Genomic DNA, 26,216 nt, shown 5'->3' on the forward strand with positions numbered 1-26,216 from the left:
CCCGGGGTCCGGGCACCGTCAAGGGATCACGCAAGTTTCTTCGGAAAATTGCTGCAAGCCATTGCACTCTCCGTCAACATCGGGCGCCGCAATGAGCCACACTCCGTCGTCGAGCTACTACCATGCGTAGTCGTTCCGGTCCGTACCGTCCTCGGAGACCCCCGTGCGCCACCGCCTGCTCGCCGCCACCGCCGCGCTCGCCCTGACCCTCGGCGCGGCCGCCCCGGCCGCCGCCACCGCGCCGGCCCGCTACGCCGCGCTCGGCGACTCCTACGCCGCCGGGACGGGCGGCGGGGCCTACGACCCGGCCAGCGGGGACTGCCACCGGGGGCGGCACTCCTACCCGGCGCTGGAGGCGGACGGGGCCGGGGACTTCCGGTTCGCGGCCTGCTACGGGGCCACCACCCAGGAGGTCCGGGAGGGCCAACTCGCGGGCCTGCCGGGCGATTCGACGGCGGTCTCAGTGACCGTCGGCGGCAACGACCTCGGCTTCGGCGACATGGTGGTGGACTGCCTCCAGCCGTTCACCACCGACGCCAAGTGCGACCGGACGCTGGACGAGGGCGCCCGGCGGCTGACCGAGGAGCTGCCCGACCGGCTGGACCGGACGCTGACCGCGATCGGCCGCGCCGCGCCGAACGCCGTAGTCGCCGTGACCGGGTACCCGCACGTACTGGAGACCGGCACCGACTGCGCCGTCGGCACCCCGAAGCGCCGCAGCCGGATCGCCGAACTGACGGACCAACTGGACGAGCTGCTCGCACACCAGGCCGAGCAGCACGGCTTCCGGTTCGCCGACCCCCGGCCGGCCTTCGCCGGGCACGGGGTCTGCGCGGTCGGCGGCCAGGAGTGGATCAACCGGTTCGTGCTGCTGACGCTCTGGGAGTCCTTCCACCCCACCGCCGAGGGCTACCGGCTCGGGTACCTGCCCTCGGTCGCCGCCGCACTCGGCTGAAGCCGACCCCTGAGGTCGCGTAACCCCTTGGCTGCCCAGGCATCAAAGCCCGTAGGCTGGGCAGGTAGGAGCCATGGTTCAGAGGTTCGGCAGTTGGTCGGCCGACCGGAGGGAGACGCTGGGTGATCGAGCTGGAAGATGTTCCCGAGTTGATCGACCCGGTGATGGTCTGTGCCTTCGAGGGGTGGAACGACGCGGGCGACGCCGCCTCGACGGCGGTCAGCCATCTGGACGACACCTGGGGTGGCAAGGTCTTCGCCGCGCTGGACGCGGAGGACTACTACGACTTCCAGGTCAACCGCCCGACCGTGTGGCTGGACGGCGGCGTCCGCCGGATCACCTGGCCGACCACCCGGCTGTCGGTGGTGCGGGTGACCGAGCCCAAGCCGCGTGACCTGGTGATCGTCCGGGGCATCGAGCCGAGCATGCGCTGGCGCTCGTTCTGCAACGAGCTGCTGGGCTTCGCGCACGAGCTGGGCGTGGAGCTGGTGGTGATCCTGGGCGCGCTGCTCGGGGATACCCCGCACACCCGGCCGGTGCCGGTCAGCGGGGTCACCTCGGACGCCGCGCTGGCCCGGACGCTGGATCTGGAGGAGAGCCGCTACGAGGGGCCGACCGGCATCGTCGGGGTGCTCCAGGAGGCCTGCGCGCACGCGGGCGTGCCGGCCGTGACGCTCTGGGCGGCCGTGCCGCACTACGTGGCCCAGCCGCCGAACCCGAAGGCCACCCTGGCCCTGCTCAACAAGCTGGAGGACCTGCTCGACCTGCGCATCCCGCCGGGCGACCTCACCGAGGACTCCCGGGCCTGGCAGCTCGGGGTCGACCAGCTGGCCGCCGAGGACAGCGAAGTCGCCGAGTACGTCCAGCAGTTGGAGGAGGCCCAGGACACCGCCGAGCTGCCCGAGGCCTCCGGCGACGCGATCGCCCGCGAGTTCGAGCGGTACCTGCGCCGGCGGGACAACCTCGGCCCGACCGGCGAGAAGCCCTACGCGGGCCACGCCACGGCCGAACGCCCCGAGCCCGCCCGGGAGGACGAGGCCAAGGACGCCGGGGCACCGGAGGACGCCGGCTCCGACGACACCGAGGGCGACTCCCCGGCGGACGAGGAGAAGTAGGCGCACCGAGCAAGACGCACCGCGCAGACACACCCGAGGGGTGCGGGCCGGAGCCCGCACCCCTCGGCGCGTCCGCGACCGCGGCGCGATGCCTACTGCGCGATGTGCTTGACGATGTCCACCACGCGGTGCGAGAAGCCCGACTCGTTGTCGTACCAGCCGAACACCTTCACGTGCTTGCCGCCGCCGGAGACGGTGGTCAGCTGCGCGTCGAAGACGCAGGAGGCCGAGTCGCCGACGATGTCGCTGGAGACCAGCGGCGCCTCGACGTACTTGAGCACGCCGGCCAGCTCGCCCTTGGCCGCCGCCGCGAAGGCGGCGTTGATCTCGGCCACCGTCACCTCGCGGCTGAGGTTGACCGAGAGGTCGGTGATCGAGCCCACCGGCACCGGCACCCGCAGGGCCAGGCCCGCGAGCTTGCCCTGGAGCTCGGGGAGCACCAGGCCGATCGCCTTGGCGGCACCGGTGGAGGTCGGCACCACGTTGGTGGCCGCCGCACGGGCCCGGCGGAGGTCCTTGTGCGGGCCGTCCTGGAGGTTCTGGTCCTGGGTGTACGCGTGGACGGTGGTCATCAGACCGTCCTCGATGCCGAAGGAGTCGTGCAGCACCTTCGCCAGCGGGGCCAGGCAGTTGGTGGTGCAGGAGGCGTTGGAGACGACGTGGTGGACGTCGGGGTCGTAGGCCTCGTGGTTGACGCCCCAGGCGAGGGTGATGTCCTCGTTGCTGGCCGGCGCGGAGATCAGCACCTTGCGGGCGCCCGCCGCCAGGTGGGCCTTGGCCTTGTTGGCGTCGGTGAAGATGCCGGTCGACTCGACCACCACCTCCACGCCCAGCTCGCCCCAGGGCAGCTTGGCCGGGTCGCGCTCGGCCAGCACCTTGATCTGCCGGTCGCCCACGTGGATCACGTCGCCGACCGCGTGCACCTCGACGTCGAGGCGGCCCATGGTGGTGTCGTAAGCGAGCAGGTGGGCCAGGGTGGCCGCATCCGTGAGGTCGTTGACGGCCACGATCTCGAGGTCGGTGTCACGCTGGAGTACCGCGCGCAGGAAGCCCCGGCCGATCCGGCCGAATCCGTTGACGCCTACCTTGACTGTCACGTCGTTTCCTTCGTTTCGTGTGCGTACGCGGGAAGACGGCCCTGACTCAGCGTCGGACGGCGAGGATCACGCCGACTCCACCGAGCGCCAGGCCGGTGATCACGAGAGGGTTCAGGGTCTGGCCGTTGATGAGCCATCCGAGCACCGCGGTGCACGAAGGCGTCAGGAAGAACAGCGTCCCCACCCGGCTTGCGGCCTGCTTGCGCAGCATCCAGTTCAGCATCAGGAAGGTGCCGACCGAGTTGATCAGCACGATCCAGGCGAGTGCCGCACCGAACGGGCCCCAGGCGGTGACGCGCTGGTCCTCCAGCAGGGTCGAGAGCAGCCCCACCACCGGTGCGCTCACCAGGAAGTGCACCGCGGTGCTGCTGCGGACGTCGGTGGTCGGAGTGAACCGCTTCTGGTAGATCGTGCCGATGCTCAGGCCCAACAGGCCCACGAAGCAGAGCAGCACGGCCGAGACCGAGACACTGAGCTCCCCCACCACCGCCAGGCCGACGCCGACCGCACCGACGCCGAACCCGAGCCACTGGCGACGAGAGATCCGCTCACCCAGCACCCCACCCGCCATCAGCGCGATCAACACCGGGTTGAAGCCCTGCACCAGGGCGACCACTCCGCCGGGAAGACCCTGGCCGATGGCGGTGTAGAACGAGCCGAACTGGACAGCCTGCATGAGCAGACCGACCACGGCGACATGGAGCAGCATCCGGCCGCGAGGCCAGGGCGAGCGGGAGACCAGGGCGATGCCCGTCAACAGCACACCGGCCACACCGAAGCGGGCGAAGGTGAGCAGCAGTGGCGGCGCCGCCCCGGTGCCGAAGACCGCCGCGACGAAGGCGCTGCTCCACAGCACCACGAAGACGGCGGGGACGGCGGAGGTGACCCATTTGGGAGCGTTCACACCCAACGGGGTCGTGGCAGAGGGCTCACCCGTCGGCGCGGCTGCCACCGCTGTATCGGGCCTTGCGGCCGCTTTCACATCCTGGACTGACACGGAGGGAATCCTCACGTTCGGCGTAACCGTCCAACGGGGTTACGTAAAGGCTAGGGACTGCACGGCGACGACGCAACCGGTCAATGCGGTTATGTCGACTATGCTGGAAAGATGGAGTTCGTCTTCGTCAGCGGCCACCCCGCTCTGGACTTCGCCGGCACCATCCAGCACCGGCGCACCGATGCCACCGATCTGCTCACCACCCCGGAGGCACTGACCGCCTGGGTGGCGGCCGCCGGCCTGGTCGACTCGCCCACCCGCGCGAGCGCCGCCGACCTGGCCGAGGCCGTCCGCCTGCGCGAGGCCGTCTACCGGCTCGGGCACGCGGCCGCCGCCGGCGAGCCGTACCCGGCCGCCGACCGCGAGCTGCTCAACACCGCGACCGACGGTCCGGCCGTGCGGGTCGAGCTGCTCGCGGACGGGACCCTCCACCGCACGGGGACCGTCCCGGCGGTGCTGGCCTGGCTGGCCCGCTCGGCCGTGGAGCTGCTGGCCGAGCCGGCCGCTGCCGGGGGCGCCCCCGGCAGCCGGGCGGTCAAGGAGTGCGCGGGGCCGCGGTGCACCCGGCTCTACCTGGACCGCTCGCGGCGGGGCTCACGGCGCTGGTGCGACATGGCCGCCTGCGGGAACCGGGCCAAGGCCGCGGCCTACCGCGAGCGCCACCCGGTGCACGACCCGGCCCACGACGCACCGCAGGCCGGTCGGCCCGGGGCCGCCGGGTGACTCAGACCAGCTCGACGGGCTGCTCCCAGACCACCAGCAGCAGGCAGCCCTCGACGGTGCCCAGACCGTGCACGCTCTCCGGCGGCATGACGATCATGCTGTTGGTCGGGTAGACCCCGTCGTCCGTCACCAGCACTCCGCTGAGGACGTGGATCAGCTCGAACCCGGGGTGCCGGTGCGGGGCGACGGTCGCCCCCGGGGCGTACCGGACCAGCGCGGCGGCCGGGCCGTTCGGGCCGGTCTGGTCGGCGGAGTAGAGCACATGCATGTCGATCCCGACCCGCCCGTTGCTGGTGACGGGAGTGAATTCCAGCTCCTGGTGGTCGATCGTGCCACCGGTGACGCCGGAGAACAGTACGGGCTGCAGTTCGGCGAGCAGTTGCGCGGTCATGCGTTCCCTCCGCTGTCTCGGTACTCCAGTACAAATCTGTACTCGAGTACTACATGCCTGTGCGCCAAGTGTCCGCCCGGACCCCCGAACTGGGCAGCCTGCCAGGATGGAGCGGGGGCGAAGCTGTCAGGTCGTCACCTCACCAGCCCCGTGGATCACTTGAGTCACACCAGTCACTCGGGAAGAGCGGATTCACTCGGGCGGAGCCGCATCACACCCGGGAACGGCGAAGGGGCGCGGTCGCCCGCGCCCCTTCGCCGTCTCGATCGGTCCTACAGCGCGACACCCAGCAGGGCGTCCACCGCGCGGGAGACCAGGCCCGGCGCGCCGGTGTCCTCGCCGCCGGTCTCGGCCTGGCGGGCCGCCCAGGCATCCACGGCGGCCAGCGCCGCCGGAGCGTCCAGGTCGTCGGCCATCGCGGTGCGGATCCGGGCCAGCAGCTCCTCCGCCGCCGGGCCGTCCGGCCGGGAGACGGCGGCGCGCCAGCGGGCCAGCCGCTCCAGGGCCGCGTCCAGATCGGCCTGCTGCCACTCCCAGTCGCTGCGGTAGTGGTGGGCCAGCAGGGCCAGCCGGATCGCCGCCGGGTCGACGCCCTCGCGGCGCAGCGCCGAGACGAAGACCAGGTTGCCGCGGGACTTGGACATCTTGTGCCCGTCCAGGGCCACCATGCCGGCGTGCACGTAGGCCCGGGCGTACGGGTGGTCGCCGGTGGCGGCCTGGGCGTGCGAGGCGCCCATCTCGTGGTGCGGGAAGGAGAGGTCGCTGCCGCCGCCCTGGATGTCGAAGGACATGCCCAGGTACTTCAGCGCGATCGCCACGCACTCGATGTGCCAGCCGGGCCGGCCGTGGCCGAGCTCGGTGTCCCAGGCGGGCTCGCCGGGGCGGGCCGCGAGCCAGAGCAGCGCGTCCAGCGGGTGCTTCTTGCCCGGCCGCTCCGGGTCGCCGCCGCGCTCGGCGAAGATGCCGGCCATCGCCTCGCGGCTCAGCCCGGAGACCTCGCCGAACCGGGGCTCGGCGTCGACCGAGAAGTAGATGTCGCCGTCCAGCTCGTACGCCGCGCCGCTCGCCAGCAGCTTCTTCACCAGCGGCACGATCCACGGGATCGACTCGACGGCCCCGATGTAGTGGGCCGGCGGCAGGATCCGCAGCGCGGTCATGTCCTCGCGGAAGAGCGCCGTCTCACGCTCGGCCAGCGCCGTCCAGTCCTGCCCGGTGGCGACGGCGCGCTCGAGCAGCGGGTCGTCCACGTCCGTCACGTTCTGGACGTAGAGCACCTCGTGCCCGGCGTCCTTCCAGACCCGCTGGACGAGGTCGAACGCATTGTAGGTGGCGGCGTGGCCCAGGTGGGTCGCGTCGTAGGGGGTGATGCCGCAGACGTAGAGCCGGGCGGTGCCGCCCTGCGGCACGACCTCCCGGACCTCGCCGGTGGCGCTGTCGTGGATGCGGAGGGGAAACCCCTGACCAGGCAGGGTGGGGACCTCGGAGGCGGGCCAGGAATGCATGGAAATGACTCTAACCTTGCGTTGAGTTGAAAGGCCAACTACTAAGCTGGGTCGGCTTGAAATCGGTTTTCGACTACGTCAGGTCGGTTTCGGTCGCGTTTATTCCCACGGTCCGTCACCCCGCGTGTCTCACACCGGCGGCCACGGGATGGACGGCCAGTCAGCCGCCGGCAGCGGGTGCCGCCCGCTCTCCCGGAGCCGGGCCACCCGGGCCGCGGCGGCCTCGATCTCGGCGGCGGTCAGGTGCGGGGCCAGCGCGGCCCCGAGCGGCCCGGCCAGTGCCTCGGCCAGCCCGGCCAGCACCGCCAGCGCCTCCTCGGTGAGCGGCCGGCCGGCCCAGCCCCAGAGCAGGGTGCGCAGCTTGCCGGGCACCGCGAAGGTCACCCCGTGGTCGATCCCGTACAACCGCCCGTCGGCGGCGCTGATCCAGTGGCCGCCCTTGCGGTCGGCGTTGTTGAGCACCGCGTCCAGCACCGCGAGCCGGCGCAGCCGCTCGTCGTCCCGGTGCACCAGCAGGGCGGTGCGGCCCTCCTCCACCTCGGCCCGGACGATCGGCAGCCAGCCCGGCTCCGGCTCGGGCTCCGGCTGCAGCGCCAGCAGCTCGGGCGCCTCCTCGGGCTGCTCCACCCAGAGCTGCACCGAGCCGGGCCCGTGCGGCCCCTCCCGCAGCAGGGTGGGCGGCACCAGGCCCCAGCCGGTGGCGGCGGCCAGCTCGTACGCGGCCACCTCCCGCCCGGCCAGCGTGCCGTCCGGGAAGTCCCAGAGCGGGCGCTCGCCGGCCACCGGCTTGTAGACGCAGGGGGCGGTGAGGCCGTCCAGGGCCACCGTGCAGTAGAGCACCGCGTTGGAGGCGTCGGTGAGGCGGCCGTGCACGGTCAGCTCACCCGCGCCGAGCAGGGCGAGGGCGGCGGCCGGGTCGGCGGCGAGGGCGGCGCTGGCCGCCGGGTCGACCTGCGGCGGGGCCTGGGCCTCCATCAACGCCGGTAGCCGTTGGCCCGGGGGCAGAGGTGGCCCTCCGGGTCGAGCGGCAGGTTGCAGAACGGGCAGGGCTTGCGGCCGGCGGCCACCAGGTCGAGGGCGCGCTTGGCGAAGACCCGGGCCATCGCCCCGGAGAGCCGCACCCGGAGCATGTCCGGGCCGTTCTCCTCGTCGGCGAAGACGTCCTCGGCGGCCTCCGCCTCGTCCTCCTCGCTCTCCACCACCGCCTGGGCCTCGACCACCAGGCACTCGTCCACGCTGTCCCAGGCCAGGGCCATGGTGCCGACCCGGAACTCCTCGTCCAGCGGCAGGTCGAGCGGGGCGGTGTCGATCAGCTCCGGCGGGGCGCTGACCGGGATGGTGGCGGTGCCGTCACTGCGGCGCAGCGCCTCGTCCAGCACCTCCTCGACCCGCTCGGCGAGGGCCGCCACCTGGGCCTTCTCGAGCAGCACGCTGGTGATCCGGCCCCGCGAGCTGGCCTGGAGGAAGAACGCCCGCGCACCGGGCTGGCCGACGGTACCGGCCACGAACCGCTCGGGCTGGTCGTAGAAGTGGACCTGACGGGGCACGCTCTCGCTCCGGGTTCTGATCGATCGTGGGCTCACCTGCCACCCTACGGCCTGGGCCGGGGCCCGGGGGCCTCAGGTGCGGGCACTCCCCTGGGGTGTCAACTAGACGGGCCGGGTTTTCGATTCCCGCCGGCCCGCCGTCTGCTGCGGTATCGCGGCTCGGGGCGGTGCGGTATCGCGGCTCGGGGCGCTGCGCCGGGTTCAGGGCGCGCCGGTGTCGCCGCCGACCACGGCGTCCCCGCCGCCGGCCGGGGCACCCTGGCGCGGGGCGAGCGAGGCCAGGCTGCCGGTGTCGCCGACCCGCAGCACGAAGGGGCGCAGCGGGGTGTACCGGATCGCGGTGACCGAGCAGGGCTCGACGTTGATCCGCTGGAAGTGGTCCAGGTGCAGGCCGAGCGCGTCGGCCACCACCGCCTTGATCACGTCCCCGTGCGAGCAGGCCACCCAGACCGCGTCCGGGCCGTGCTCGGCGCCGATCTTCTCGTCCCACTCCCGGACGGCGGAGACCGTGCGGTGGCTCAGCGCGCGCAGCGACTCCCCGCCGGGGAAGGCGGCCGCCGCCGCGTGGTCCTGCACGGTGCGCCAGAGCGGCTCCTCCGCCAGGTCGGCCAGCTTGCGGCCGGTCCAGTCCCCGTAGTGGCACTCGCCCAGCCGCTCGTCCACGGCCGGCTCGCCCAGCTCCGGCCGGACAGCCAGCAGCGGCTCCAGGGTCTGGCGGCAGCGCTCCAGCGGGCTGCTCACCGCCGCCGCGAGCGGCACCCCGGCCAGGCGCTCGGCCAGCGCCCCGGCCTGGGCCCGGCCGGTGTCGTCCAGCTCCACCCCGGGAGTCCAACCGGCGAGCACCCCGGCCGTGTTCGCGGTGGAGCGGCCATGGCGTACGAGCAGCAGAGTCGGCATGCGGCCCAGCCTAACCGCACATGATCGGCGGGCCCAGGGCCACCGGGGGTTGGGGTGCGGGCGGTTTCGGGGACAATGTCCGGCATGATCGTGGACACCGCCACCTACCGGGACGGCAAGCGGGCCGAGGCCCCCGAGGACCTCTCCGACGCCCTGGCCGCCGCCCGGGCCACCCCGGGGGCCTTCGTCTGGCTCGGCCTGTACGAGCCGACGGCGGCGGAGCTCGACCTGGTCAGCGAGGAGTTCGGCCTGCACCCGCTGGCGGTGGAGGACGCCGTCAGCGCGCACCAGCGGCCCAAGCTGGAGGAGTACCGGGATTCGGTGTTCATGGTGCTCAAGACCGTCGGGTACCACCCCGACGGCCACAGCGTGAGCACCGGCGAGGTGATGCTCTTCGTCGGCGACAGCTACGTGATCACCATCCGGCACGGCGCCGACAGCCCGCTGCGCGGCATCCGGGCCGAGCTGGAGAAGCAGCCCGAGCTGCTCGCGCACGGGCCGTTCGCCGTGCTCTACGCCGTCGCGGACCTGATCGTGGACAGCTACCTCGACGTGCAGACCGCCCTCCAGGGCGACCTGGACGAGCTGGAGGCCGAGGTCTTCGCCCCCGGCCGGCCGCAGGCCAACATCGCCGAGCGGATCTACGAGTTCAAGCGCCAGCTGCTCGTCTTCCGCCGGGCCGGCGCCCCGCTCCAGGAGCCGGTGCTCCGGCTCACCAAGGGCTCCGGCTCCTTCCCGCCCGAGCCGCTGCGCCCGTACCTGCGCGACGTGGCCGACCACCTGGTCCGGGTCAACGAGCAGGTCGACGGCCTGGACCGGCTGCTCTCCGACATCCTCAACGCCAACCTGGCCCAGGTCAGCGTGCAGCAGAACAACGACATGCGGAAGATCTCCGCCTGGGCCGCCCTGGCCGCCGTCCCCACCATGATCGCCGGCATCTACGGCATGAACTTCGAGGACATGCCGGAGCTGCACCAGCCCTGGGGCTACCCGGCCGCCGTGCTGCTGATGATCGCCGTCTGCGTCGTGCTGCACCGGGTCTTCAAGCGCAGCGGCTGGCTCTGAGCCCGCTCCTGTCCCGTCCTCTCCCCCGCCCTCGCTTCCGGCCTTTCCCTCGTCCTCGCTTCCGGCCAGTGTGGCGAAGGTTCGGGCCAGATCGATCGGTTCGCGGCAGCTGACCGAGCGTCACTGCTTAGCCTCGGAGCGTGTTCTGACGCCTTGTCAGCGTCATATCCGCACGCACGCCGAGGTAGGGAGTCCGCACCGTGCCGTCTCTGCTGCACTACGAGATCCTCGCCGACCCCAGCACCCTCCAGGCCTCCGCCGACGGCATGCCGTCCGTGGCGACCCTGTACCTGATCGCCTCCAACAGTCACCAGGCGCCCGTCCAGTGGGAGTCCATCGACGTGGACGTCCGGGCCGACTCCGGCGCGTCCGGTCTCACCGACGACCGGCCCCAGGTGGTGGCGAGCATCGAGCCCACCTACCTGCGCTCCTTCGACGAGCGCCCCGAATTCGACTGGGACAAGACCCTCCAGGCGTACCGGGCCCAGTCCCCCGCCCCCGCCGGGCGGCCGATGACCCTGCTCGGCGGCGAGGCACTGATCCTCAAGCTGGAGAACGTCCCCGTCTCCCGGGGCGCCGGCCTGGTCCAGATCCGGATCGAGGAGACCAGCTGGGGCGGGGACGGGAGCCTGGCCTACCGTTCGGCGCCGTACCGGAGCGTGCTCGGGGTGGTGAAGCAGATCCCCAAGGTGCCGGCCAACTTCCGCGCCGAGCGCTCCCTGCTGGACGTCGACGCCGGCCAGAAGGTCCTGCTCAAGTGGGACGGGCCGAGCAACCTCGCGTACTGGATCCGCCACCCCGACGGCACCGAGGAGTTCATCACCGGCCCCGGCACCGGCCCGGTCACCCTCGACTCGTACTCCTGGAGCACCGACGCCCCCAAGCGCGGCACCACCTACACCCTGATCGCCGGCACCCGGGACGGCGCCACCGCGCAGCACGGCTACTTCCTCACCACCACCGTGCACGCCCTGATCCCCGCATTCGACCACGGCACCCGCTCCCCCTGGGTCGAGGGCACCACCGACCGGGGCCGCGTCACCTTCACCCCGGACGGCCTCCGGGTCGACGACACCCAGCACGCCCTCGGCACTGTCACCGCGAAGGCGGCCGTCCTGCGCGAGGTGAGCGCTCACACGGGGGCCATCGACACCCTCACGGCGAAGAGCGTGACCGCCGAGGCGGTGACGGCGGACACCGTGACCGCCAAGGGCGTGACGGCCGACAGCGCGGCCATCGACACCGTGACTGCCAAGAGCGTGTCCGCGGACACCGTGACGACGGACGCCCTGGCCGCGAAGACCGTGACCGCCGACAGCGCGACCATCGACCGGGTGGCCGCCGACGCCGCGACCATCGGTACCGCGACCATCGACACGGTGATCGCCAAGGACGTGTCCAGCGACACCGTGACCACCGGGGCCGTCAGGGGCCGCGCTGCTGACGCCGGCCGGATCGAGTTCCCCGCGTCCGGCGTCAACGTGTACAAGAACGGCTCCCAGGAGTGGGGCACCCTCGCCGCTGACAAGGCCGACCTCAACGGGATCAACACCAAGTGGGTCCAGGGGCGCAGCAGTTCGGACGGCTGGATCGAGTTCCCGCCCGCCGGCCTGCGGGTGCTCCGCGACGGCGGCCAGGAGCCGGGCATCATCGGCGCGCACCAGGCCGACCTGGACATCCTGCGCACCGGCGAGGCCCGCGTCACCGGCGAGGCCCGGATCAAGGGACTGCTCACCGCCGGCGGCGGCATGAAGCTCTACCACGAGGGCGAGCGGCTGCTGGTGACCATGCCCGACCGGATCGTCTTCACCGCCGTCAACGAATTCCGGCGCTGGGTCACCTTCGACCGCGGCATCTCCGTCGCCTTCGGCTCCGGCACCGCCTCGATCACCCAGGAGGGCGGCATGATCGTCCGGGGCGGCAACCTCCAGGTCCAGCAGGGCACCCTCTCCGTCTCCACCGGCAACCCGCCGAACGTCCGCCAGCTCTGAGGATCACCCACTCGATCGGGGTGGCGAGGCCCGGCGCCCCGCCACCCCGATCCGCTACTCCTTCACTCCCTGCTTCCGGACTCGCTGCTTGAGGAACAGTGCGGCACGGTCCAGCGCCTCGTCCGCCTCGTCGAGCACCCCGGCGAAGCACTGGAAGACGTGCGGCACGCCCGCCGTGACGTCCAGGATCACGTCCACGCCCGCGGCGGCGGCCCGCGCGGCCAGCCGGGTCGAGTCGTCGAGCAGCAGCTCGTTGGCCCCGACCTGGATCAGCATCGGGGGCAGGCCGCGGAGGTCGGCGTGCACCGCCGGGCTGAGCAGCGGATCGCGCGGGTCCGCCCCCGCGAGGTACATCGCCCCGGTGTGGTCCAGGTCCGCCCGGGTGAAGATCGGGTCGATCCCCTCCTTGGTCACCATGCTCTCGCCCGACCGGGTCGCGTCCACGCTCGGCGAGAGGGCCAGCACGGCGGCCGGCTGCGGCAGCCCGGCGTCCCGGGCGGCGAGGCAGGTGGTGACGGCGAGTCCGCCGCCCGCCGAATCCCCCGCGAAGACGACGTCCGCCGGGTCCGTGCCGCGGTCGAGCAGGGCCCGGTACGCGCTCAGGGTGTCCTCGATCGCGGCCGGGAAGGGGTGCTCGGGGGCCAGCCGGTAGTCGACGGAGTACGCCCCGAGGCCGGTCCGGGCCACCAGGTGGCCGGTGAGCGAGAGGGCGGTCTCCGGCGAGCCGAACACCCAGCCGCCGCCGTGGAAGTACAGGATCGTCCCGGTCTCCGCAGCCGCAGCCGCAGCCGTAGCCGGGGCCGGGGTCGTCGGCTCGACGCGCAGCGCGGGGCGGTCACCGAGGGTGGCGGGGGTGGTGCGGATGCGGTCGTGCGGCACCAGCATCCCGGCCATCAGCTTCCGGAACCCGGCGCGCAGCTCCTCGACCGTCGGGGGCCGTTCGGGGCGCGGGTGCCGCAACAGTGCGTCGATCCGGTCTCGCTGATGCCTGCTCATGGTCGATCCCCACCCGAAGTAGATTCCAGTACATTATATGCCGTGGAATATACATCAGACGCGAACGCCGGTCCGGGCCATGCCCCGGCCGACACCCCGCTGCTCTCCGCGCTCTTCTCCGACCTGGTGCGGTGCGAGACGCGGCTGTACAACGTGCTCAACGACCGGCTCCGCGAGCGGCACGGCATCGTCACCTCGCAGTACGAGTTCCTCGCCTACCTGCGCGCCCACCCCGGGTGCCGGGTGGCCGATCTCGCCGCCGAGTTCGCCATCGGGGTCGGCGCGACCAGCAAGGGCGTCGACCGGCTGGCCCTGCAGGGCTGGGTCCTGCGCCGCCCCAACCCCGGCGACCGCCGCTCCTCCCTGCTCGACCTCACCCCGGCCGGCACCCGCCTCACCGAGGAGGCGGCCCTGACCTTCACGGCCACCCTCACCCCCCTGCTCCTCCCCACCCTCGACCCCGCCGCCCTCACCGCCACCGCCCGCGCCCTCGCCACCCTCCGCGCCGCCCTCGAACAGACCCAGACCGGCACCCCCGCCGGCTGAGGCCACCCGAGAACCTTCGTGCCGCAGAACGGGCCCCGCCCACACCGATAGGACGACGCCTGGTGCACCACGCCGCAGCTGCGGCTCCCGGACCCCGGCTCCCGAGCCGGAGGCGCTGATCGACAGCGCCTCCGCATCCGGAGCCGAGACCGAGGCCGCGGCAGAAGTGCTCGTCTCGGCCGAGCAGCGTGAGCACAAGTCGCACGGCCACCTCGTCTTCGTCGGCGACTGAAGATCACTTCTGAGACACCACCTACTGGGGCATGAGCACCGGTGACCGGGCAAGCCGCACGGCGGCTCGCAGGTCCTGGGAGTGGCCGTACCGGAAGACGTGCTCGTCGCCGTAGACCGCGAGGAAGAAGACCAGCGCGACACCCAGGCCGATCACGGACGGGTGCGAGCCGGCGGCGGGTGCCAGGACGGCGGCCATGGCCAGCCAGAGGAAGACGTTCGGGGTGTTCTGAGTGATGATCAGATCGCGGCCGAGCCCGGCGGTCTTCGGGTGCAGCAGCCGCAGGAACGCCACGGTCAGCAGCCGCAGGGCGGCGAGCAGAGCACCGGTGGCGGCCATGACCAGCACCAGTTGCCAGGCCAGGCCGGGGAGGTCGCGGGCCTCCGCAGGGGTGAGCGAGAAGGTGGCGAGTCCGGCGAGTGGCACCAGGGCGAGGCCGCCGAGCCAGTTCCAGTTGGTGCTGAGGGCGCCGGCGCGGATGGGGTCACGGTGGCGCAGCACCTGGGCCCCGATGCCGGGCAGGAGCAGGGCGACCAGCAGCACGGCGCCGTAGGTGAGCAGCGCCGCACCGAGGCCACCGCCCGGCCGGGCCTCCGGGGGCGGGGCGATGGCGAGGGCGCCGAGCAGGGCCACCGGCATGACGACCGAGGCGGCGATGGTGTGCCGTACCGCGAAGAAGTAGTCGCCTCCCCAGAGCAGGGAGAGCGTCGGGGCGATCAGGGCGGGCGGCAGCAGGAGGAACAGCCCGGCGAGTTCGAGGGGCAGGCTGCCGCTCCCGCCCCACAGCAGGGCGAGTCCGAGGGCGGACCGGGCCAGCAGCAGCGGCAGGGCGGGACGGATGCTGCCCGGCGTGGTGCGCAGGGTGTGCGGGTCGACGCGCAGCAAGGTGAAGAAGGTCCCCACCCCGAGCAGCAGGGTCATCGAGGCGGCGAACGCCCAGGGCGGCACGTGGATCCCGGCGAGCAGTTGGACGGCGACGCCGGCGGCGGCCGCGAGGGCGACCAACAGGGGCAGCCGGATCTCGACGATCTCGCCGAGGTCGTTGAGCAGTCCGGCCGCAGCCGGCGCGTGGGCGGCGCGCCGCAGGTCGTCCTCGGTCAGGGGGCGGGCGTTGGGGATCTTCAGATCGCGGTACCGCTCGGGCGGCAGGCCGGCGGCGGCGATCGCGAACATCTCCACGATGTACTTGTGGGCGACCACGACCACGGTGCGCCCGGCCTCGGAGGCGGGCAGCAGGACCTCGCGGTGGTAGGCGGCGACCCGGTCGTACATCTCGCGCCAGCTCTCCCCGCCGGGCGGGCGGCCGGTGTGCGAGTGGAACGCCTCGGAGTAGCCGGCGAAGCCGATGCTCTTCTTGACCAGGCTCTTGTTCCGGCCGCTGTAGATCCCGAAGTCGCGTTCGATCAGGGACTCGCTGACGACCAGTCGGCCGGGGCGACGCTGCTGGCCGGCGATGACGATCTCGGCGGTCCGGCGGGCCCGGCCGAGGGTTGACACGTGCACCTCGTCGATCGTCAGACCGAGCGCGGCGACCCGCTGAGCGGCCTGCTCGGCCTGGCGGATGCCGAGGTCGGTGAGCGGGGTGTCCAGTTGCCCGGCGAAACGGTTCTGCTCGTTGGCCTGGGATTCGCCATGACGGATGAAGTACAGGGGCATGGGTGTCCTCTGCGCTCGGGAGCGATGGGTGCGCGGACTTGAGGTGTGCCAGTCAACCCGGGTCGTAGTTGAACCGTCAAGCAAAAGTTAGCGTTAACAGTCAGCGCTCACATTTCTCCCGTCGCGTTGAACACCGAGCCGCCGACGCACGTATGGACGGTAGGACGCGGGCCCCGCGCTCCCCGGTCGACCACGAACCTCTGGCGCCGGCGCTCTTCACCGAACAGGACTACACAGTGGCTGACAGCTCCAGCTCGACAGGACTCCCCACCCGCCGCACGGTGGTGGCGGCCGCGGGCGGCACCGGCCTGGTGGCCGCCCTGGCCGCCTGCTCGAGCAGTGCCGGACCGACGGCGGCGGCCGGCACCACGCCCCCGGCGTCCGGCCGGCCTGCCCCGACGAAGAGCACCCCGCCGACCGCGAGCGACTCACCGGCGGCGAGCCGGCCTCCGGCGGCGAGCCAGTCACCGGACGGCGGCGGAGCTCCCCTGGCCAAGGCCTCGGACATCCCCGTGGGCGGCGGCATAGTCCTCAAGGAGCGGAAAGTCGTGGTGACGCAGCCCGCCCCGGGCGAGTTCAAGGCATTCTCGGCGATCTGCCCCCATCGAGGCTGCTCGGTCCAGGAGGTGACCGGCGGGACGATCAACTGCCCGTGCCACGGGAGCAAGTTCAAGATCAGCGACGGCAGCGTGGCGAAGGGCCCGGCCACCGAGCCGCTGGCGGAGGCCAAGGTGACGGTCTCCGGCGACTCGATCGCTCTCGGCTGACCACCAGGGCAGGCCCGAGTCCGCCGGTCGGGAGGCGCGAGTCCGCCGGTCGGGAGGCGCGCCGCCGGGTTCGGGCGCCCCCGGGCGTCCGGTCTGCCCGCTCCCCGGGGGAGCGCTTCGGTGATCCTGGTGCAGGATCAGGCCCGGCGGCGGGTCGCCTGATCCAGGATCACCTCACCTGCGGCATTCCAACGCTTTCTAGTCATCTCCCAGCCGTTCTCGTCGAAAACGACCACCTCCGACAGCCGGCCGTTGGCATGCCAGTACCGCCACTCACCCACTGCGGCACCCATGTTGGCCACGCCCTCGGCCCGCTTGGTCCCGTCCGGCCACCACTCCTGCTGCCGCCCGTGCTCGATGCCCCAGAAGTAGGTGCCGAGCAGCTCGGTGCGCCCGTTGTCCGCGTGTTCCTCGACTTCGCCGGTGAAGGGTTCCCCTTCGTGGCAGGTGCGTCCGTACTCGTCCAAGTAGGTCTGATCGCCGTTGATCCGTATCGCCCGCTCCGAGGTCGGCGTCGCCGTGGGCAGTTCCACCGGCGGCTCGGCACCACCACGAGCCTCGGTGGCCCTGGGCTCCGACTCGTGCTCGGCGGCGCGCCGCTTGCGGGCTTCGATCTTACGCGCGAGCTCTGCGTGCCAGCGCGCGGCGTTGCTGCCGTCCAGTTGCCCGGCGAAGGCGGCACGGGCGGCATCGACGAGTTCGGGAGGGGCCGCCGGACCGTACTCGGCGATCTCCCACAGCGCGTTGTCCGTCGCCATGTCCAGTCCGGTACAGGTCCGCACACCCTGGCCGCTCAGCGCCTCTTCCAGCACGGCGTTGAACGTCCTCGTCAACTGCTCCTCGGTCGGCCGACCACCGCGCATGGATGCAACCCCTCCCTGAAACGAACGAACCGTCCCATCCCGGTACGACGTCCGGCACGATCCGGCGGGTTCCCGCCGCCGGGCAACCGCAGCGGCCCCGCGTCTGCCGGGTTCACGGCCGACTTGGTAGGCCGGGTGTCCTTCAGTCTTGTTGGAGGTCGTCCGACTCGTACTCGATCGTCAGCGGATGTCGAGCAGGGCACGGGCGATTTCCGCCGGCTCCGGCTGGAGCGTGCCGGCGCCGTCCTCGATGTCCCACAGAGCGTTCTGCAGGACGCGCCCGAGCGTCCACGCGGTGGCCTGCCGGCGGTCCAGCCCGATGACCTCGGTCATGAGATGGAACCGGTAGCCGACGGCGCGGGGGACATTGCCGGTGGCCACGACGTCGTCCCATCGGTTGCGCAGGGCGGGTAGCAACTCGAAGCCGGGGTGTCCGGCGAGCGGCTTCGGGTCGATGGCGAGCCACCGCGTCCGTCCCGCGGGCTGGGACGAGGGGTGCTGGGCGAGGACGTTGTCGTAGTGGAGGTCCCAGTGCAGGAGCCGGTCGCCGGATTCCGGGAGCACCTCCCGCACCGCGGCCGCGCAGGAGGCCAGGAGTTGGCGGTCGGCCGGGGCGTCCAGCAGTCGAAGCGCGTGGGGCAGGCGGTCGAGCATCGCCGTGGCGGTGTCGGCCAGGAGCGACAGGCCGGCGGGGGCCGGGGAGGCGACCAGGCGGGCCAGGAGCTCGCTGAGGATCTGCAGTGCGGCGGTGTCGTCTGCCACGCCGGCGAGTGAGCGGCTCGCGTCCAGGCGTTCGAGGAGCATCGTCCCGGTGTCGGGGTCGCTGTCCAGGAGGCGGACCGCGTCGCGGCCGGACCACACGCGCAGGGCGAGCGGTTCGCCTCGGGTCTCCTCGTCCACTGGCTGTAGCTTGAGCATCGCCAGGCTGCCGTCGGCCCGGATGACCGGAAGGACCAACGCGACGACCCCATGCGCCGGCGGACCGTCCAGGCGCAGGTCCCAGCGGTCCAGGAAGCTCTCCGCCAGGACGGGCAGGGCGGTGACCCAGGCCTGCCCGAGGTCACCGCGGTAGGAGGCGGCCAACGCCTCTGGGACACGGATTCGATGGTGCGATGAGCCGACGGTCATGGCGCTCCACTCCTGCTTTCGACACCCGGCGGATGTCCCGGAAATGCCTGGCACGAGAGCACGGTCGGGTGTCAGGCCGGGCCGGCCGGTCGCCCCGTAGGGATGCCGGCTGTCAGGCGAGGCCGGCGAGTTCGAGGGCCTCGACGCCGGTGCGGAGGGCGGTGATGCGTTCTTCGAGGGTGAAGCCGGCCGGGGCGAGGGTGAGGGTGGTGACGCCCGCGTCGGCGTAGGCGTGCATGCGGTCGGCGATGCGCTCCTTGGTGCCGAGGAGGGAGGTGGCGTCGATCAGGTCGTGCGGGACGGCCGCGGCTGCGCCCGCGTAGTCCTTGGCGAGGTACTTCTCCTGGATCTCGTCGGCGGCCTGCTCGTAGCCCATGCGGCGGGTGAGCTGGTTGTAGAAGTTCTTGTCCTTGCTGCCCATGCCGCCGATGTAGAGGGCGGCGTAGGAGCGCTGGGTATCGGCCGCCGCCTTGACGTCCTCGCCGACCGAGATGGTGACGGTGGGGCAGAGGTCGAAGCCGTCCAGGGTGAGGCCGGCCTTGGCGCGGCCGGCGATCAGGGGGTCGACGGAGAGGGCGGCGTGCTCCGGGGCGAAGAAGATGCCGAGCCAGCCGTCGGCGATCTCGCCGGTCTGCTCCAGGTTCTTCGGCCCGATCGCGGCGATGTAGAGCGGGATGTGCTCGCGCACCGGGTGCACGGTCAGCTTGAGCGGCTTGCCCGGGCCGCCCGGCAGCGGGAGGGTCCACTGCGAGCCCTCGTGGACCAGCCGCTCGCGGGACATCGCCTTGCGGATGATCTCCACGTACTCGCGGGTGCGGGCCAGCGGCTTGTCGAACTTGACGCCGTACCAGCCCTCGGAGACCTGCGGCCCCGACACGCCGAGCCCGAGGCGGAACCGGCCGCCGGAGAGGGTGTCCAGGGTGGCCGCCGTCATGGCGGTCATCGCGGGGGTGCGGGCCGGGATCTGGAAGATGGCCGAACCGACGTCGATCCGCTCGGTCTTGGCGGCCACGTAGCTGAGCACGGTGGCCGCGTCCGACCCGTACGCCTCCGCGGCCCAGCAGACCGAGTAGCCGAGGCGGTCCGCCTCCTGGGCAACGGCGATGTTGTCGGCGTCCATGCCGAGTCCCCAGTAGCCGAGGTTGATGCCGAGTCGCATGTGGATGCCGAGCCTTCCGGGAGACGGGCGGGTTGCCGAGCCCGAGCCTAACCGGGCCGCCGAGGGACAGGCTACCGACGGGTAGGTGTGGGCTGCGTCACGCCGCGCGCGGGGCGGCGGGCGCCGGATGCGTCGCGCTCCGGGTCCGGACCGCTACGCTCTGCCGTCATGGGGGAACGGCACCTCCTGCGCGCGACCGCCGTGTCGCCCGATCAGCTGACGGAGGGTCTGCCCCGGTGGAAAAACGTCAACTCGGCCGCACCGGGCTGCGGGTCTCCCGCCTGGGCCTCGGCACCATGACCTGGGGCCGGGACACCGACGAGCACGAGGCCGCCGAACAGCTCAAGGCCTTCGTGGAGGCCGGCGGCACGCTGGTCGACACCGCCGACGTGTACGCCGACGGCGGCGCCGAGTACCTGCTCTCCCGGCTCACCGACAGCCTGATCCCCCGCGCCGAGCTGGTCATCGCCACCAAGGCCGGCAGCGTGCCCGACACCGACCGGCGGTTCGACACCTCGCGGGGCCGGATGCTCACCGCCCTGGACGCCTCGCTGCGCCGGCTCGGCACCGACCACGTGGACCTCTGGCAGGTCCACGCGTACGACCCCGGCACGCCCACCGAGGAGACCCTGCACGCGCTCGATCTCGCGGTCAGCTCCGGCCGGGCCCGCTACGCCGGGCTCTCCAACCACAGCGGCTGGCAGACCGCGAAGGCCGCCACCTGGCAGCGGGCCCAGCCCGGGCGGGTGCCGCTGGCTTCGACGCAGATGGAGTACTCGCTGCTCCAGCGCGGGGTGGAGCGGGAGGTGCTGCCCGCGGCTGCGGACGCCGGGCTGGGGCTGCTCGCCTCCTCCCCGCTCGGGCGGGGCGTGCTCACCGGCAAGTACCGGCACGGCGTACCGCCCGAATCGCGCGGCGCCTCCCCGTACCTGGGCGGCTTCGTCCAGCCCTACCTCGGCGAGCGCTCCCGCCACATCGTGGACGCCCTGGCCACCGCCGCCGACGGGCTCGCCTCCAGCCCGCTCGCGGTCGCGCTGGCCTGGGTCCGGGACCGTCCCGGGGTGAGCAGCGCACTGGTCGGTGCCCGCACCGCCACCCAGCTGCAGTCCTGCCTGTCGGCGGAGACCCTTACGCTTCCGGAGGAGATCCGCGCTGCGTTGGACGATGTCTCGGCCCCGACGCACCGGTATCCGGACCAGGGCTGGACGGAACTGTAGGACTTGTGGGAGCGGACTGATGAGTGACACGGATGCCAAGGCGGCGAAGGCGGCGGCCCTCGCCGAGCTGACCAAGGCGGTCCGCAAGGTGGAGCAGGCCCCGCGGCCCGGATCCGAGACGCGCGTCCAGCGCAAGGTCGACCGGATCGCCGAGCAGGAGGCGGAGGCCGCAGCGGCGGCCGAGGCCGAGGCAGTTGCGGCGGCGAAGGCCGCAGAGGAGGCGGCAGCCGCTGCCGAGGCCGGGGAGGCGCCGGACACCGAGCGGACGGCGGACGGCCGGGAGACCGTGGACGGCGGGGAGGCTCCTGCTGACGACGCTTCGGAGGACGCGGGGGCGGAGACGGACGGGACCGAGGACTCGGCGGAGGCTGCGGCGGAGGTTGGCGAGGGACCCGACGCCGAGGCCGAGTTGGACGACCTGCCCGAGGCGGAGGCGGAGGCGGAGGTTACGGTCGCCGTCGCCGATTCAGTAGAGCCGGTGGAGCCGGTAGAGCCCTCGGAGCCGGAGACCGAGCCCGGGTCGGAAGTTGACGGGCCCGAGGCTGACGAGGCTGAGCTTGAGGTTGACGAGCCGGCCGTGGTGGCGGCGGCTGCGCCGGTGCGGGTGGCTCGGGTGGTGCGGGCTGCTGCGGTGGCGGTGGTTTCGGACGAGCAGCGGGTGGCTGCGCTGCGGGCCGTGGCCGAGGTGTTGAAGGCGGGTGGGGCGCCGGTCGAGCTGGCCGAGGCGGCGGTGGCCGGGCTCGGGGAGGCTGCGGCCGAGGAGTTGCGGGCGGATCCGTGGGCCGTGCTGGGGCTGCCGGGGGTGCGGCCGGAGCATGCGGACGGGTTCGCCCGGGGGTTGTTGGGGGCGGAGGCCGGGCCGGGGGATCCGCGGCGGGCCGGGGCGCTGGCCTGCTGGGTGCTGGAGCAGGCCGCGCTGCGCGGGCACTCGGCCTTGGAGAGCGGCGAACTGGTCGAGAAGTTGGCCGAGTTGAACCTGCCGGAGGCGGCGGAGGCGCTGCAGACGGTGGTCGCGGACGGCCGGGTGATGGCCTTCCAGGAGGAGCTGCCGGGCTTCCAGCCGCGGAGCGAGTCGGCCGAGGACGAGGATGAGGTGCCGACCCGGACGCTGCTCGCGCTGGAGCGCCTCGCGCTCGCGGAGGAGAGCCTGGCGGACGGGCTGGTGCGACTGGCCTCGACCGTGGTGCCGGCGGAGGGGGCCTGGGCCGGTGCGGTCGAGGCGGCGCCGTCGGCTTCGGCGAAGGCGCTGATCGAGGCGGTGGCCGGGCACGGGCTGGTCACCCACACGGGTGGCGAGGAGGCGAAGGCCGAGCCGGCCGCGCTGCTGCGCGCCGCGCACCGGCTGGGGCTGCGGGCCTGGGCGGCGACCTGGACGGACCAGGGCCGGGCGGCGCTCACCGAGCGGCTGGGCGGCGGCTCGGCGCCGGTCGCGGTGCTGGCCGATCTGCTGGCGGGCACGGCCGGGCCGGGGCTGGCCGAGGACACCTCGCTCGCGCTGGACCTGCTGATCGTGCTGGACGCGCCGCAGCTGGACGTGGAGCTGGCCGCCACCCTGGTGGAGTCGCTCGCGGACGGCACCCGGCTGGTGCTCAGCGGTGACCCGGGGCAGCTCTGGTCGGCCGGGCCGGGGCGGTTCTTCGCCGATCTGCTCGCGGCCAAGGCCTGCCCGGTGGTCGCCTCCCGGACGCCCGACCTCGGGCCGATCGGGGAGCTGGTCTCGGGCATCGGCATCGGCGAGCTGCTACCGGTGGACGCGCCCGGCAAGGAGGTGGTGATCCTCCCCGCCAAGGACGGCGGCGAGGCCGTGCACCGCGCGCTCCAGCTGCTCACCGACTCGATCCCGCGCGCCCTGGGCATCCCGGTCGAGGAGGTGACCCTGCTGACTCCCGGCCACGGCGGCAGCGCGGGCACCCGGGCGCTCAACGCGGCGGCCAAGGCCCGGCTCAACCCCGGCCCCGGCCGGTTCGGCGGCTTCGACCCGGGCGACCGGGTGGTGCACTCCCCCACCCCCGGCGTCAGCCACCCCGGGCGGGTGGTGGACGGCGACGCCGCCGGGCTGCACGTGCTGCTCTCCGACGGCACCCGGCTGACGCTCAGCCCCGCCGAGGCGGGGAAGCTGCGGCACGGCTGGGCGCTGACGGTGCACCAGGCCGTCGGGCGGCGCTGGCCGGGCGTGGTGGTCGTGCTGCCGGAGGACGCGGCGGCCGGGCTCACCCGGCAGCTGGTGTACACCGCGTTCGGCCGGGCCGAGCGGCACCTGTCCGTGGTGCACGGCGCCGGGGCGGCGCTGGGGCAGGCGGTGGCGGGGCGGGAGGCGGCGCCGCGGACGACGCGGCTGCGGGCGGTGCTTGCGGAGGGCTGAACGCGGAGGGAGCCACTTGCGCCCGTACGTTGACGGTGCAAGTGGCTCCCAGTGGGAGATGGCAGGTCAGCCTCTTCCGATTCGCGCGCGCGGTTGATCCAGCAGAGCCCCGCGCCCCTGGCGGTGCTTACTCCACCTCGTCGTCGTAGACCTCGCTGACGTCGAAGCGGCAGATCAGCAGCTGCGGGTCGGCGCCCTCGAAGGGCTCGGGCAGCCACTCGCCGGGTTCGGTGGGCTCGGTGGCGGCGACCCAGAGGGTGGAGTCGCCCTCCTCGAGGCCGAACTCCTCGCAGCGGGCGGCGATCTCGTCGGGCTCGTACTCGCCGAAGAGGACGCCCAGGGCGGCCGTGATGCCGCCCTCGGGGTCGGCGCCCGGGGTGAGGGAGCTCTCGACCCGTTCGGCCTGGGTGCGCAGCCGCTTGGGGTCGGTGATCAGGTAGTCGCGGCGGATCAACACGCTGATCGCCTCGGGGTGTTCGGGGCCGGTGTACGCGCCGGGGCCCTCGTCCCCCGGCACCTCGAAGGGGGTGACCTCGTCGTAGACCTCGTAGAGGATCTGGTCGTACGCGATTGCCGCCGCGGCAAGCTCCTCGTAGGCGGTGACGACGTCGGCGTCGTCGGCTTCGGCAGGGGCGGAGACCGCGGCCAGGTGGCGGTCGATGGCGGCCTTGACCGCCTCGGCGGCGGCGCGTACCTCGGAGATGGTGAGCTGCGCGGCATCAGACATGGTGCTGACGCTATCTCCCTTGACCCGGGGAACGCACAGGGGTTGTCCCCTACACCCGTGAATTCACCGCAACTTGCGCCCGGATGTCCGGTCCGCGTGGTTCTGTTCCCCCGGTCGGGGGACTGCCGCGGGGGGCGTCCGAGGGGTGGACGACCTGACGCTGTGCCCCGGGTCACTCTGTCCATGGCGTCCGGGCGGGCATCCCGGCGGGGCCTCCGGGGTATCCCTGGGGGTAGCGGGAAATTTGATTGACTGTCAGCTCCGGCGGCGCGACTCTCGCTGCCGGGGACGGAGCACGAGGCGCCGGCGCACCCCGTCCGACCAGGTCCAGTAGTCCCAGGCAGGCCGTACCCTTGCCTGCACGGCGCACCCAGGAGGAGAGTCTTGACCCCACCGAAGCTGGTCCGGCAACCGGAGTACGAGTACCAGTCGCTGCGGATGCCGCGCGGCACCAGCCGGAACGCCGCCCGGCAGCTGCTGACCGAGCACGCCGAGTACGGCCACTGGGAGCTGGACCGGCTGAAACTCTTCCCGGACGGCAGCCGGACGGTGCTGCTGCGCCGCCGGATCATCCGGCAGGTCCGCAGCTGGTAGGCCACGGCCGGTGGGGCACGGCGGGTGTGCCGTGCCCCCGGAGGTGTGGCGGCGGGGTCAGCGGGCCCCGGCGCGGGAGCGGCGGTAGAGCACGCCGCCGCCGATCATGAGCGCCAGGCCGGCGGTGGAGGCCAGCTCCAGGCCGAGCGCGTTGGTGCCGGTGGAGGCGAGCTGGGCGCGGGCCGGGGCGGTGTCCAGGCTGCGGGCGCCCTGACGCGGGGTGCGGGTCTCCCCCGTGCCTTTGGAACCGCCGGTGGAGGAGCTGACCGGGGTGGCCTGGGTCGGGCCGCCGTTGCGGTCGCTGCCGGGCGTACCCGCGGGCGGCGTGTCGCTCACGGGGGTCTGCGCCGGAGGCGCCTGGACCGGCGGGGTCTGCGCGGGGGGTGCCTGGACCGGCGGGGTGTTGACCGGGGGCGTCTGAACCGGCGGGCCCTGCGGCGGCGGGGGCTGGTTCACCGGGGGCTGACCGCCGGTGCCGGGCGAGGTCTGGCCGGGCGGGGGCGGGTTGTGGGTGCCGCCGGGCTGGCAGTCGTCACCGCCGGCGGGCGGCGGCGGGGTGGTGGGGTGCGAGGGCGGCGGGGTGGAGTGCGTCGGCGCGGGGCCCGCGTTGCCGCAGTCGTTGCCGAAGGCCGGGTTGGCCAGGCCGACCACGTCCACCGTGTTGCCGCAGGCGTTCACCGGGATGCTCACCGGGGCCTGCACCTGGTTGCCGGAGGCCACGCCGGGCGAGCTGTGCGCCACGCCGGCCGCCGAGGAGCCGTAGGAGGCCGCGCCGGGGTGCAGGTGGCCCTGGCCGGGCTGCCACTGGTCGGCGTTGCCCGCGCGGGTGGGCTGCATCGGGCTGGAGTGGTGCGGGGGCGGCAGGTGGCCCGCGTGGTGGTGGCCGGGCATGCTCCGGGTCGAGCTGGCGCAGTCGTTGCCGAAGGCCGGGTTCAGCAGACCGACCACGTCGACGGTGTTGCCGCAGGCGTTCACGGGGATGTCCACGGGGGCCTGCACGGCGTTGCCCGAGCCGACCCCGGGCGAGTTGACCGCGGCCCCCTGGGCCTCGGTGCTCGCGTAGGCATAGCCCGCGGTGGAGGCCAGCACACTGCCGGTGGCAACGGCCGTGAGGATGCCCCTCTTGGCGACCTGTCGCATTACTCCCCTTACTGTGATTGTCGGAATTTGGCGGAACTCCTGACGAGGCTCCTCGTGCAGCACACAACGAGGCGCGCCGGTAAAAGGTTGAGCCACCGGTTTTCGTTCATCCGATCGGGTGATCGATATCCCGGACGGGAACCGGAAAGGGACGTACGGGAACCGGACCGGAAAAGGAACGTGCCCCCGGGCGGCGGTGGACCTGCCGCCCGGGGGCACGGGAGCTCACGACGCCGGCGTCAATCGCCGACCGTGGTTCAGACGTTCTCGCAGTGGTCGCCGAAGGCCGGGTTCAGCAGGCCGATGACACTGACGGTGTTGCCGCAGACGTTCACCGGCACGTGCACCGGGATCTGCACCAGGTTGCCCGACAGCACGCCCGGGGACTCGACGGCGGCACCCTCGGCCTGCGCACCGTGCGCCGAGGCGACACCGGCACCGGCCAGGGCCAGACCACCGGTGGCGGCGACGACGGCGGCAATCTTCTTGATCTTCACGGGGTTCCTCCTGAGAACCGAAAAGGTGTGGCTGTGTGGCACATCCGCAGCC

26 protein-coding genes are annotated in these 26,216 nt (G+C 72.9%); 10 read left to right on the forward strand and 16 right to left on the reverse strand.

All coding sequences use genetic code 11. From position 1 onward, the window contains the following. The first annotated feature begins 163 nt into the window (after positions 1 to 163). Together CFP65_RS06755 and CFP65_RS06760 are read left to right on the forward strand one after the other, a co-directional pair. Positions 164 to 955 (forward strand): SGNH/GDSL hydrolase family protein, encoded by a 792-nt coding sequence (locus tag CFP65_RS06755; protein ID WP_104815226.1) that lies wholly within the window; start codon positions 164 to 166, stop codon positions 953 to 955. Positions 956 to 1,077: 122 nt separating this feature from the next. Continuing rightward, a complete protein-coding gene (locus CFP65_RS06760; protein ID WP_104815227.1) occupies positions 1,078 to 2,070 on the forward strand; it encodes a PAC2 family protein in 993 nt (330 codons plus the stop codon). 92 nt (positions 2,071 to 2,162) lie between these two features. Here CFP65_RS06760 and gap read toward each other — a convergent pair whose 3' ends face one another. Continuing rightward, on the reverse strand, positions 2,163 to 3,167 hold the full coding sequence (gene gap, locus CFP65_RS06765; RefSeq protein WP_104815228.1) for a type I glyceraldehyde-3-phosphate dehydrogenase: 1,005 nt from the start codon (positions 3,165 to 3,167) through the stop codon (positions 2,163 to 2,165). Positions 3,168 to 3,213: 46 nt separating this feature from the next. Then, positions 3,214 to 4,071, reverse strand: coding sequence for a DMT family transporter (locus CFP65_RS06770; protein ID WP_104815229.1), 858 nt, complete (start codon positions 4,069 to 4,071; stop codon positions 3,214 to 3,216). A 204-nt stretch (positions 4,072 to 4,275) separates the two neighbouring features. Between CFP65_RS06770 and CFP65_RS06775 the strand changes: the two genes are divergently transcribed. Then, positions 4,276 to 4,887 carry an ABATE domain-containing protein gene (locus CFP65_RS06775; protein WP_104815230.1) on the forward strand — a complete coding sequence of 204 codons (612 nt, stop codon included), beginning with the start codon at positions 4,276 to 4,278 and terminating at the stop codon, positions 4,885 to 4,887. A 1-nt stretch (position 4,888) separates the two neighbouring features. Here the strand turns inward: CFP65_RS06775 and CFP65_RS06780 are convergent, their stop codons facing one another. The 5 genes from CFP65_RS06780 to CFP65_RS06800 form a co-directional block, all read right to left on the reverse strand. Further along, on the reverse strand, positions 4,889 to 5,278 hold the full coding sequence (locus CFP65_RS06780; protein WP_104815231.1) for a cupin domain-containing protein: 390 nt from the start codon (positions 5,276 to 5,278) through the stop codon (positions 4,889 to 4,891). A gap of 272 nt (positions 5,279 to 5,550) precedes the next feature. Then, on the reverse strand, positions 5,551 to 6,780 hold the full coding sequence (gene mshC / locus CFP65_RS06785) for a cysteine--1-D-myo-inosityl 2-amino-2-deoxy-alpha-D-glucopyranoside ligase (RefSeq protein WP_104815232.1): 1,230 nt from the start codon (positions 6,778 to 6,780) through the stop codon (positions 5,551 to 5,553). Between the two features lie 129 nt (positions 6,781 to 6,909). Further along, the gene (locus tag CFP65_RS06790; RefSeq protein WP_104815233.1) at positions 6,910 to 7,755 is read right to left on the reverse strand and encodes an SCO1664 family protein; all 846 of its coding nucleotides are present in this window, start codon (positions 7,753 to 7,755) and stop codon (positions 6,910 to 6,912) included. After that, entirely contained in the window at positions 7,755 to 8,327 is a 573-nt protein-coding gene (locus CFP65_RS06795; RefSeq protein WP_104815234.1) for a DUF3090 domain-containing protein, read from the reverse strand. Before CFP65_RS06795 ends, CFP65_RS06790 begins: the two co-directional genes overlap by 1 nt. 201 nt (positions 8,328 to 8,528) lie before the next feature. Next, complete coding sequence (locus tag CFP65_RS06800) at positions 8,529 to 9,224, reverse strand: histidine phosphatase family protein (protein ID WP_104815235.1); 696 nt, start codon at positions 9,222 to 9,224, stop codon at positions 8,529 to 8,531. A gap of 84 nt (positions 9,225 to 9,308) precedes the next feature. On the opposite strand from CFP65_RS06800, the gene corA reads away from it, so the two are divergent. Beyond that, positions 9,309 to 10,289: a magnesium/cobalt transporter CorA gene (corA, locus tag CFP65_RS06805; RefSeq protein ID WP_371682372.1), complete on the forward strand. Its 981-nt coding sequence runs from the start codon at positions 9,309 to 9,311 to the stop codon at positions 10,287 to 10,289. A 200-nt stretch (positions 10,290 to 10,489) separates the two neighbouring features. Next, positions 10,490 to 12,280 (forward strand): hypothetical protein, encoded by a 1,791-nt coding sequence (locus tag CFP65_RS06810; RefSeq protein ID WP_104815237.1) that lies wholly within the window; start codon positions 10,490 to 10,492, stop codon positions 12,278 to 12,280. Positions 12,281 to 12,334: 54 nt separating this feature from the next. Here the strand turns inward: CFP65_RS06810 and CFP65_RS06815 are convergent, their stop codons facing one another. Then, positions 12,335 to 13,276: an alpha/beta hydrolase gene (locus CFP65_RS06815; RefSeq protein WP_104815238.1), complete on the reverse strand. Its 942-nt coding sequence runs from the start codon at positions 13,274 to 13,276 to the stop codon at positions 12,335 to 12,337. A gap of 42 nt (positions 13,277 to 13,318) precedes the next feature. On the opposite strand from CFP65_RS06815, the gene CFP65_RS06820 reads away from it, so the two are divergent. Continuing rightward, positions 13,319 to 13,822, forward strand: a complete 504-nt coding sequence (locus tag CFP65_RS06820; RefSeq protein ID WP_371682373.1) for a MarR family winged helix-turn-helix transcriptional regulator — start codon at positions 13,319 to 13,321, stop codon at positions 13,820 to 13,822. A gap of 253 nt (positions 13,823 to 14,075) precedes the next feature. Here CFP65_RS06820 and CFP65_RS06825 read toward each other — a convergent pair whose 3' ends face one another. After that, positions 14,076 to 15,710 carry a histidine phosphatase family protein gene (locus tag CFP65_RS06825; RefSeq protein ID WP_104815240.1) on the reverse strand — a complete coding sequence of 545 codons (1,635 nt, stop codon included), beginning with the start codon at positions 15,708 to 15,710 and terminating at the stop codon, positions 14,076 to 14,078. A gap of 229 nt (positions 15,711 to 15,939) precedes the next feature. Then, a complete protein-coding gene (locus tag CFP65_RS42430; protein ID WP_371682374.1) occupies positions 15,940 to 16,206 on the reverse strand; it encodes a hypothetical protein in 267 nt (88 codons plus the stop codon). Positions 16,207 to 16,258: 52 nt separating this feature from the next. On the opposite strand from CFP65_RS42430, the gene CFP65_RS42435 reads away from it, so the two are divergent. Then, the gene (locus CFP65_RS42435) at positions 16,259 to 16,477 is read left to right on the forward strand and encodes a Rieske (2Fe-2S) protein (protein ID WP_371682375.1); all 219 of its coding nucleotides are present in this window, start codon (positions 16,259 to 16,261) and stop codon (positions 16,475 to 16,477) included. A gap of 137 nt (positions 16,478 to 16,614) precedes the next feature. Here the strand turns inward: CFP65_RS42435 and CFP65_RS39930 are convergent, their stop codons facing one another. From CFP65_RS39930 to CFP65_RS06845, 3 genes are all read right to left on the reverse strand, one after another. After that, the gene (locus CFP65_RS39930) at positions 16,615 to 17,340 is read right to left on the reverse strand and encodes a toxin-antitoxin system YwqK family antitoxin (protein WP_174805509.1); all 726 of its coding nucleotides are present in this window, start codon (positions 17,338 to 17,340) and stop codon (positions 16,615 to 16,617) included. A 180-nt stretch (positions 17,341 to 17,520) separates the two neighbouring features. Beyond that, positions 17,521 to 18,468, reverse strand: coding sequence for an aminoglycoside phosphotransferase family protein (locus CFP65_RS06840; protein WP_104815242.1), 948 nt, complete (start codon positions 18,466 to 18,468; stop codon positions 17,521 to 17,523). A 112-nt stretch (positions 18,469 to 18,580) separates the two neighbouring features. Further along, on the reverse strand, positions 18,581 to 19,627 hold the full coding sequence (locus CFP65_RS06845) for an LLM class F420-dependent oxidoreductase (RefSeq protein WP_104815243.1): 1,047 nt from the start codon (positions 19,625 to 19,627) through the stop codon (positions 18,581 to 18,583). Positions 19,628 to 19,863: 236 nt separating this feature from the next. Between CFP65_RS06845 and CFP65_RS06850 the strand changes: the two genes are divergently transcribed. Then, complete coding sequence (locus CFP65_RS06850; RefSeq protein WP_104815244.1) at positions 19,864 to 20,844, forward strand: aldo/keto reductase; 981 nt, start codon at positions 19,864 to 19,866, stop codon at positions 20,842 to 20,844. 19 nt (positions 20,845 to 20,863) lie between these two features. Beyond that, positions 20,864 to 23,206 carry an ATP-binding domain-containing protein gene (locus CFP65_RS06855; RefSeq protein ID WP_104815245.1) on the forward strand — a complete coding sequence of 781 codons (2,343 nt, stop codon included), beginning with the start codon at positions 20,864 to 20,866 and terminating at the stop codon, positions 23,204 to 23,206. 127 nt (positions 23,207 to 23,333) lie between these two features. Here CFP65_RS06855 and CFP65_RS06860 read toward each other — a convergent pair whose 3' ends face one another. Then, complete coding sequence (locus tag CFP65_RS06860) at positions 23,334 to 23,933, reverse strand: hypothetical protein (protein WP_104815246.1); 600 nt, start codon at positions 23,931 to 23,933, stop codon at positions 23,334 to 23,336. 384 nt (positions 23,934 to 24,317) lie between these two features. Between CFP65_RS06860 and CFP65_RS06865 the strand changes: the two genes are divergently transcribed. Next, positions 24,318 to 24,527 carry a DUF5703 family protein gene (locus CFP65_RS06865; protein ID WP_104815247.1) on the forward strand — a complete coding sequence of 70 codons (210 nt, stop codon included), beginning with the start codon at positions 24,318 to 24,320 and terminating at the stop codon, positions 24,525 to 24,527. A 57-nt stretch (positions 24,528 to 24,584) separates the two neighbouring features. Here the strand turns inward: CFP65_RS06865 and CFP65_RS42020 are convergent, their stop codons facing one another. Beyond that, positions 24,585 to 25,667: a chaplin gene (locus CFP65_RS42020; protein ID WP_104815248.1), complete on the reverse strand. Its 1,083-nt coding sequence runs from the start codon at positions 25,665 to 25,667 to the stop codon at positions 24,585 to 24,587. A gap of 257 nt (positions 25,668 to 25,924) precedes the next feature. After that, the gene (locus CFP65_RS06875) at positions 25,925 to 26,164 is read right to left on the reverse strand and encodes a chaplin (protein ID WP_174805510.1); all 240 of its coding nucleotides are present in this window, start codon (positions 26,162 to 26,164) and stop codon (positions 25,925 to 25,927) included. Positions 26,165 to 26,216: the final 52 nt, after the last annotated feature.

Source organism: Kitasatospora sp. MMS16-BH015, from assembly GCF_002943525.1.
Taxonomy (GTDB): Bacteria; Actinomycetota; Actinomycetes; order Streptomycetales; family Streptomycetaceae; genus Kitasatospora.